Annotated in this window: 13 protein-coding genes; 6 read left to right on the top strand and 7 right to left on the bottom strand. The window is 49.3% G+C overall.

Features of this window, described 5'->3' with window-relative positions; genetic code table 11:
• The 6 genes from IR141_RS11535 to IR141_RS11510 form a co-directional block, all read right to left on the bottom strand.
• Positions 1-428 (bottom strand): hypothetical protein (locus tag IR141_RS11535; RefSeq protein ID WP_135037412.1); only part of this gene is annotated, 428 nt, incomplete at its 3' end.
• An 11-nt stretch (positions 429-439) separates the two neighbouring features.
• Positions 440-1,183, bottom strand: a complete 744-nt coding sequence (locus tag IR141_RS11530; RefSeq protein WP_135037409.1) for a conjugal transfer protein TraL — start codon at positions 1,181-1,183, stop codon at positions 440-442.
• A 174-nt stretch (positions 1,184-1,357) separates the two neighbouring features.
• Positions 1,358-1,888 carry a TrbM/KikA/MpfK family conjugal transfer protein gene (locus IR141_RS11525; protein WP_135037406.1) on the bottom strand — a complete coding sequence of 177 codons (531 nt, stop codon included), beginning with the start codon at positions 1,886-1,888 and terminating at the stop codon, positions 1,358-1,360.
• Positions 1,889-2,026: 138 nt separating this feature from the next.
• Entirely contained in the window at positions 2,027-2,209 is a 183-nt protein-coding gene (locus IR141_RS11520) for a hypothetical protein (RefSeq protein ID WP_135037403.1), read from the bottom strand.
• A 76-nt stretch (positions 2,210-2,285) separates the two neighbouring features.
• Positions 2,286-2,561: a hypothetical protein gene (locus IR141_RS11515; RefSeq protein ID WP_135037400.1), complete on the bottom strand. Its 276-nt coding sequence runs from the start codon at positions 2,559-2,561 to the stop codon at positions 2,286-2,288.
• Between the two features lie 86 nt (positions 2,562-2,647).
• Positions 2,648-3,082, bottom strand: a complete 435-nt coding sequence (locus IR141_RS11510) for a DUF29 domain-containing protein (RefSeq protein ID WP_135037396.1) — start codon at positions 3,080-3,082, stop codon at positions 2,648-2,650.
• Between the two features lie 808 nt (positions 3,083-3,890).
• Between IR141_RS11510 and IR141_RS11505 the strand changes: the two genes are divergently transcribed.
• Both IR141_RS11505 and IR141_RS11500 read left to right on the top strand, forming a co-directional pair.
• Complete coding sequence (locus IR141_RS11505) at positions 3,891-4,157, top strand: hypothetical protein (RefSeq protein ID WP_135037392.1); 267 nt, start codon at positions 3,891-3,893, stop codon at positions 4,155-4,157.
• Positions 4,154-4,432: a type II toxin-antitoxin system RelE/ParE family toxin gene (locus IR141_RS11500; protein ID WP_135037389.1), complete on the top strand. Its 279-nt coding sequence runs from the start codon at positions 4,154-4,156 to the stop codon at positions 4,430-4,432. The genes IR141_RS11505 and IR141_RS11500 overlap by 4 nt, the downstream gene beginning before the upstream one ends.
• Before the next feature lie 65 nt (positions 4,433-4,497).
• Here the strand turns inward: IR141_RS11500 and IR141_RS14250 are convergent, their stop codons facing one another.
• A complete protein-coding gene (locus IR141_RS14250) occupies positions 4,498-5,136 on the bottom strand; it encodes a LexA family transcriptional regulator (protein WP_135037386.1) in 639 nt (212 codons plus the stop codon).
• 109 nt (positions 5,137-5,245) lie between these two features.
• Between IR141_RS14250 and IR141_RS11490 the strand changes: the two genes are divergently transcribed.
• The 4 genes from IR141_RS11490 to IR141_RS11475 all read left to right on the top strand — a co-directional run bounded on the left by IR141_RS11490 (position 5,246) and on the right by IR141_RS11475 (position 7,328).
• Positions 5,246-5,455, top strand: coding sequence for a Cro/CI family transcriptional regulator (locus IR141_RS11490; protein WP_135037383.1), 210 nt, complete (start codon positions 5,246-5,248; stop codon positions 5,453-5,455).
• A gap of 5 nt (positions 5,456-5,460) precedes the next feature.
• On the top strand, positions 5,461-6,258 hold the full coding sequence (locus IR141_RS11485; RefSeq protein ID WP_228068252.1) for a hypothetical protein: 798 nt from the start codon (positions 5,461-5,463) through the stop codon (positions 6,256-6,258).
• Positions 6,259-6,858: 600 nt separating this feature from the next.
• Positions 6,859-7,014 (top strand): hypothetical protein, encoded by a 156-nt coding sequence (locus tag IR141_RS13570; protein WP_209304430.1) that lies wholly within the window; start codon positions 6,859-6,861, stop codon positions 7,012-7,014.
• Complete coding sequence (locus IR141_RS11475; RefSeq protein ID WP_135033485.1) at positions 7,008-7,328, top strand: type II toxin-antitoxin system PemK/MazF family toxin; 321 nt, start codon at positions 7,008-7,010, stop codon at positions 7,326-7,328. Before IR141_RS13570 ends, IR141_RS11475 begins: the two co-directional genes overlap by 7 nt.
• The last annotated feature ends 271 nt before the right edge of the window (positions 7,329-7,599 follow it).

Raw genomic sequence — 7,599 nt, 5'->3', positions numbered from 1 at the left:
AAAACCGCCGCGAATGCAATTGCCGGCAGCTTTTTCAGACGGCCTAAAAAGGCCTCATCGGCCTCGGCGGTATCTTTGGCAATGCGGGCGGATACCGCTGCATCAATACGCGGCTCCGCCTCTTGGACTCGGCTGCCGGCGTGCTGCGCCAATTCGGCCAGCAACTGTTCGCGGTATTTTTCCAGCTTCGCCGCCGCGTCCGTGATGTTTTGCTCGTGGGCATCGATGCGTTTGTAAAAAGCCCCGCTTATTTCGATTTGACGGGCGGCGTGTTCGGAGAAGGCTTCGTTGAACATCCGCTGCTGCATCAACAGCACCGCCATCACCGGGTCGTCTGTGCCGATGCGGATACCGGTGAGGCGGAAGACTTCGGCGGTGATATGGCCGGCGGCATCGGAAGCGGCCGTATCGTTATCGGTCGGCTGCATCTTCTGCCCCTTCACGGTTTGCGGTTCACCCAAACAGGCAGTTTTTCCAACTGGGCGAACAAATCGCGCTTCACCGTGCGCAGGCGCTGGCGCGGCATGATGCCGAACTCGGGCGATTTATCCGCCTCTTCAAAAGTCAGGCTGGCGGCAGTCATGGCCTGTATATCCCTGCCGAAGGTGTCGGGGTTGCGGTGCGGCAGGTGGACGATGCCGATGATTTTGGCTTGGTTGTTTTTATAGACGGGCAGATCGGTAAAGCCCTTGCCGTCGGTAAGACGGATTGCGCCGTTATGTTCGTTTAACCACACAACGATTTCGGCATCGATAGTTTTAGCCGTTTGCGCCAAACCGACAGCACAATCTTCCAATGCCTGGCCGCCCATCACCGGCACATGGAGAATCAGGCGCACGCCGTTTTCTTTCAGCAGTTCGTCCACATGGTTTTCGGCGATGTACGACATCAGCGGTACAAACGTGGCCGCGCCGTTATCCACCACCGCCATGCCTTCGTTTTCAATCAGTTTTTCGATCAAACCGTCAAAGTTGCGCGTGTCGATGGTGTTGTCGGCCGTCAGAATGTTCACGGTTTCAGCCTGCAATGCGCCGAAACGGCCGAAAGTCTGGTTTACGGGGTCGGTATCGAAACAGTAAACCGCCCCGTCGTTTGCGGCTTTCAGATATTGCGCGACAATCATTGCCGAAAACGATTTGCCCACACCGCCTTTACCCTGCACGATTAAGTGCGCTTCTTTCATTTTTATTTCCTTTTTCAAAAAAACGGCCGCATCGGCCACAAGCTCATCACACACCGAAACCCGCCTTTTTCAGACGGCCTTGGGTGTGTAAAAAGCGGCGGAGCAGATGCCCCGCCGTCAAAACCAATCAGGGAATGGGATGGAGGATAGGAACCCTGACCGGAGTGAAGACTGTTACGGCACATCCACCCAGCGGCCGCCGTTTTTCTCTTCGCCGATATATTTCACCTTATCGCCGGCAGTCGTCCATTCATGATCGAAATAGGCCCGGCAGTAATCGGGTTTGGCATGGCGGATATAGGACTTGCGCACCATGTGGTAGGAGCGGTCGGCACGGCGGCCGCCTTTATCGGCAACCCGCACCGTATAATGCGCCCGCATCATGCGGTTTAACTCTGCCGCATCGCAACGCCCCGCACCGTTGGCCAGCGCATCTGCCAAGTCGGGCATATTCTGTTCTTTACTGCTCGGGCAGAGGTTCAGAAAATCTTTGCGCGCCTGCAAGGTTTTATGCAGACGTTTGTGTTTAATACTGAAATAACGTCTGATGGATTCATTACATTCAGACGGCCGCCCGCCGCTGCTGAGGCACAACAGGGCTTCACAGGCCAGCCGCGTATCGCCGGTGAGTACATCATTCGCCTGCACGGATACGGGTACCAACAAAGCCGCCGATGCGGCGCAAACCGCCAAAAAACGCTTCATATTGTTTTCCTTATACAAATACGCCCCGAAGGGCGCATGGTTAGAAGATATTGCCATCATGACGGGAAACGGGGATAATCTGCATTTCTCCATGAGATTACCGTCTCCGCAAAGCCGCTTTCGCAAGGAAGCGGTTTTTTATTGCCATTTGACCGCCCGAACCGTGTAGCCGCTGCCGTTTTCAGACGGCACGATATTGGCGCAGGCATCGGGGTCGTGTTTGCGCATAAACAGATCGACCTGCCGCGAAGCCGCCTCGAGCGAATCGTAGATGCCGATAACGGATACCGGCATGGGTTTGCGGGTGTGGGCATTGAGCATGGTGGCTCTCCTTGTAATAAAGTTGGTGGGAATAAAAAGGCCGTCTGAAAACCTTTCTCCATACGGCCTGCTAAAACTACTGAAAAAAATCAGCGAAGCACGCTTTAAACTCGGCAGCTTCCTTTTCAATATCAATACTGCACTGTTCAATCAGCGGAGAATCGTTTAAATACCACGCAAACTTATGTCGGTAACGGTTGGCAATGCCGGCCAGCGCGGTATATTCGGCTACGGTTTCCCTATTCAAATTGAAAAATTCCCTGCCTAATGCAAGATAACTGCCGCCCTTCTGCTCGTAGAACTCGGTAATTTCAGCCGCCGTGTCTCTCAGTATTCTGATTTCTTCTTTCATATATCAAAGCTCCGCTACCCGTTCTCTAAAAGCAAAACCCGCTTATAAATATAAGCGGGCTTTTCGATATTGAGGCCGTCTGAATATTATTCAGGCAGAAACTCATCATTTAAAATATCTGCCATACTCCAAACCGCCTGTTCGGGAAAGGTGTTTTCCAGCTCGGTTTCGCGCAGGGCGGCGGCTACGCCGTCCAGCCAAGCATCCAGTACAAATTCCGCATCGTCAAACCTACTTTTCAGGCTGGGTGATTCTTTCAGCAGTTTTCGAATGCCGCGCCGCTGTTCATAAATAGTCGCTTTCCAAGAATTTCCCCGCCGCTCGGGCTGGAACTTCCATTTCAGCAGATGGCAGATTAAAACCTGCAAACGGCTTTCCAAAGCCCGCTGCTCGCTTTTGCCCATATCTTCGATTTCCTCGGCCAAGTTTCTAAAGTCGATTTTGTCCACCAAACCGGCGCGCAGCAGCCCTGCCTGTTCGGCGGCCCATGCGGCAAAATCGGTGTCGTAAGAAGTCGTCATCTTTCACTCCTTATTAATCAGCAGTTCCATACCGCCCAATCATAGCATATTTATAAAAATCAACGGGCTTACGGCTTTATCCGGTTGGCTTGGCCCGTCATAAAACAACCGTTGTTACATTCACGGCGCAATCCGTGTAAAACAACGGCACCCACACGGAAACCCGCTTGTGCAAACGGGCCTGGGTCCGGGTACAGACCGTAAGACGGTGTGCGGGACCGTCTTATAAAGAGTGTGCATCACCGGCACACCAAAGGGCACTCAGCCCTGAATCTGCCTGCAAAGAGGCCGCCTCAAAAAAATCAAACTGCAGTTTGGAGCTTGTCCGCAGATTATCGCTCCTGCATCGGGGATACGCCCCGATTGTCAATACGTTCAACAACCGCCTGTTACCGGACGCTGCTGCGCTACCCGGATGCGCGGCTTTTTCTTTTGGGCGGTTGAATGCTGCCCGTAACCGTTTGTGCGGTTTACCCAAAGGCTTGAAGCCTTTTCTGCGTGTGCCGTGTTGTTTCCGAGCGAAGCCTGCATATGCTTTTTAAAATCAGGAACGACACGGTTCGAAGGCCGGTTGCTACGATTTCGAGTTGTTAAAGAACTTTGATATATCTTCTGGGTAATTGCGTTGCTAATGCTACCCACGGCTTAAATTTTAAGATAACTTAAATTTTAACTCAAGCATTATTTTAAGTTTAATTAAAATTTAAACCTAATATATTGATATTAAATAATATAAATATTTTTAGTTGATTCAGAAAACTACTTGATATATATTGAATATATATCCAAAAAATGAAAGGAGATTGAAATGGCTCAATTTATAATGAATGTACCAGACGCAGAAAAAGAAGCATTTATGGAAGCTGCCCGCTTATCTGATCGCAATGCCTCCCAGTTGGTGCGGGAATTTATGCGCGATTTTATCGAGCGTCAGCGATATGAGGCTTATGTCCGCGCCGAAGTCGAGAAAGGGTTGACCGATATTGCTGCCGGACGGGTGTTTGAGCATTCGGAAGTTTGTAAAAAAATAGAAGACAAATTTGCCCGATGGGCTGCCGAGGAGGCGTCTGAGTGAAAATCATTTGGTCAGGGCAGGCATCTGGGCAGTTGGACAAGTTATTGGATGCCCGAAAAGATTTTGCAGGTATGTATTCCGCACAAAAAGCTTTTCAGGAGATTGAGCGGCTGTTGGATTTGGCCGCTTCGCAACCGCACATGGGCAAGCCGGGTATGATTGAAAACACCCGCGAGCTTTATCCGTTGCGCTACCGCATCGTTTACACGGTATCAGAAAAACACCTGACCGTTGTTGCTGTACTACCCCAATGGCAAAAATGGCCAGATGAGTAAATTAAATTAGATTCATAATCTGCAATTGTCAAAAGGCCGTCTGAAATTTCAGACGGCCTTATCTGTTAGCGCTTCCTTCTGTAGATTCTATGTTCAACTAAAGTACCGATAATTTTAATTTTGGCTTCACTTGATGAAATTACCGGATAATCTGAATCAAGTGGTCGAAGGCTGAATTTATCAAGATTGTCAATCCTGTACTTTCTAAACAGAATATCGTTTCCAACTTGCGCCAGTACAAATTCCCCCGGATCGGGATTTTCTAAAGGATCGATGATAATAACATCTCCGTCTGAAAATGCAGGTCTCATTGAATCATCTTTGAGTTTAAGAGCAAAGGTGGATGTCGAACTTTGAATATCAGTCATGATGTACTCTCCTGTTATTGATATAAGAGGATGAGCCACATCAAACTCTCGGATATCTTCATAGCGCAAGATGGGAATTTGTACAGCAAAAACATTTGGAATTATTTTGACATTCGTAGATCCCCCATCTTCACCTTTTAGCAACCACCCAAAATCACAACCAAATAAAGTTGACAGCTCATACAGATTCTCTGCATTTGGTTTGGTTGTATTTGATTCCCATTGTGAAATGGCAACGTGTGATACATCTTTCAGCTTTCTTGCCAAATCTTGCTGAGTCAAATTCCTCTCTTTTCGCATTTTTCGGATTCGCTCTCCGATAGTTTTCGCTTCCACAATTCATTCCATCTTAAATTTCTCTAATTTAAGTTATCTTAACTCATATTGATTTAAGTATTCTTTACACCTATAATTTAAGTAAACTTAAATAAAGAAATACCCATATATGCGAACAAGAAATGTTATTGCCTTTTACGGAACAAAAATAGCGGTTATAAGGGCTCTAGGTATCAGTCCATCGGCTGTAACACAATGGCAGGAAATGGTTCCGGAAAAGCAAGCTTATCGAATCCAAATACTTACTGGCGGTAAATTGAAAATGAACCCACGCTTATATCAGACAGTACGGGTTCAAAAAGTAAAAGAGTACAAGTAATACAAATGCTCATAGCCGATCTGCGCCCGCATCTTTCCGACAAATTCGTCCAAGTCTATGACGAGTTTATGCCCCTTTGCGCGCACGATTTTCAGGCGGCGGCATTTCTGAGCAATCTGTTTTGGTGGTCGGACGTGGCCGACAAAGAACCCAAAAAATGCGGCTGGATTTATAAAACCGCCGCCCATCTGAAGCAGGAGCTCGGCTTAAAACGGCGCGGTTACGAAAAAGTGCGCCGCATTCTGCTGAACCTGGGCTTGGTGCAATACCGGCGCGGCGGCGTGCACGGCAAGATGCACTGGTATCTGAGCCGCGAAGTGCTGTTGGCCAAGCTCTGTGAATTAAGGGGCATACCCGTTCCGTCCACCGACAGCCGTCATCACCACGACCGCGACAATTTCCGCCTGCCGAAATTTATCCCGCTCGATTTGTGGCACGCCTATTTGGATATGCGCGCGCAAGCCGGCAAAAAAGCCGGCAACGGCGCAAAAAAAGCCGCCGTAAAGCAATTGGCCAAATTCCACAACCAAAACCTCGACCTGCGCCCGATTATGGAGGCGAGTATTCTCAAAGGCTGGCTGGGCTTTTTCCCGCCCGACCGCAAAGCCAACGGCAGGCCGTCTGAAGACGATCTCAAAGCCCAACAGCAGAAAGTGTTGCGCGAACTGGCAGCATTGGCGGCCGAGCGTGAAAAACCGGCCAAACCGCCGCCCGACAAGCCCGACAAGGCGGCGATCGAAAAACTGCGGCAGGCCGTTCTCAAAAATGCCGGCATCACCCCCGAAAAACCCACCGCGCCATAAGGCCGCCGCCCTGTTGCGCCCGTCTGCCGCCGCCGTCCGCCCAAACGGCGGTTTTTTTACGACCAGCCGCCCCGGTTTCGGCGGTTTTCACCGTTGAGATGCCGAAACGGCCGCTGTTTTGATACTCGGACAGACGTTTTGGGCGTTTTAGGCCGTCTGAAAGCCCGTTTTTCCGTTTTCAGACGGCCTGTTTGGGATGTTTGAAAAACCTTGCCAAATCATGTCTTTGTACATGACGGACAAAGTACAGCGTACAAAACGCCGAAGTGCTTTGTCCGCCGAAGCCGTTTTCTATACAGAGAGCACAGCAGAGACCACTGACAGACACCTTAAGGCCGTGCGGCCTGATGATTTTTTGGGCAGTTTGATTTTTTATGGGCAGATAGGCGTTTGGGTGTTTTGAGCAGAGAGATATGCACGTTTTTTGTGGATAAGTGGGGTTTGACATAAACCAATTTATGTAATAACATTGTTATTACATTTATAGCAATAATTGAAAGCCCCGCCATGAAAACTGTGATTAGAAAAATGGGCAATTCTCAGGGGGTAATTATTCCCAAAACCCTTATAAATCAGCTTGGCTTTAACGATTGTGTTGAAATGTCCGTTGTGGGCGGCACTATTGTTTTGAGCAAACCCAAACCTACCGTGCGCAACGGTTGGGCAGCGGCGGCTGAAGATTTGGTACGACACGGAGAAGACGGTTTGGCTTGGGAAAACTTCCGGGAAGATGAGGTTGCAGAGTGGCAATGGTAAAGCGTGGTGAAGTGTTTTGGGTTCAATTAGATCCGACCGTGGGCAGCGAAATACAGAAGACGCGACCGTGTGTAATTGTTTCACCGTCTGAAATACACGATCATTTGAAAACAGTCATCATTGCGCCGCTCACTTCTGCCGGGCGCCCGGCTCCTTTTCGTGTTCCGGTAACATTTGGAGGTAAAGACGGATTGGTTTTGTTGGATCAAATCCGCGTTGTCGATAAACGCCGGTTGGTCAAGTCAATGGGACATTTGAGCGATGCGGTGCTGTTCGATATTTTGTCTGTGCTTCAAGAAATTTTTATGGAATAACCCGCTAGCAGGTTTTGAGGCCGTCTGAAAAATTCAGACGGCTTTTTGCCGTTAGCAGCCCCGGGCATTTAAGATTCGCCGTTTTCGGCAGAGCCGAACAGTTCGTTATCGGAGGGGGGCGGACCCCATTGGAATTTTCTCGGTTTGCCGGCTGTCAATTCCATTCCAAAACTGAGCCACAGTTGTGGTCTAAAATTGAGCCACCCTATGAGCGGTGTTTCATCCGGTAAGAATCATTGCCCGTCTCAAAAATATCGCAGCAATAAGTCAG

This window comes from Neisseria sp. 19428wB4_WF04 (assembly GCF_015235335.1).
In the GTDB taxonomy this organism is placed as follows: Bacteria; Pseudomonadota; Gammaproteobacteria; order Burkholderiales; family Neisseriaceae; genus Neisseria; species Neisseria musculi.
The sequence above is the reverse complement of the archived record's forward strand: the minus strand, read 5'-3'. Positions and strand labels throughout refer to the sequence as shown.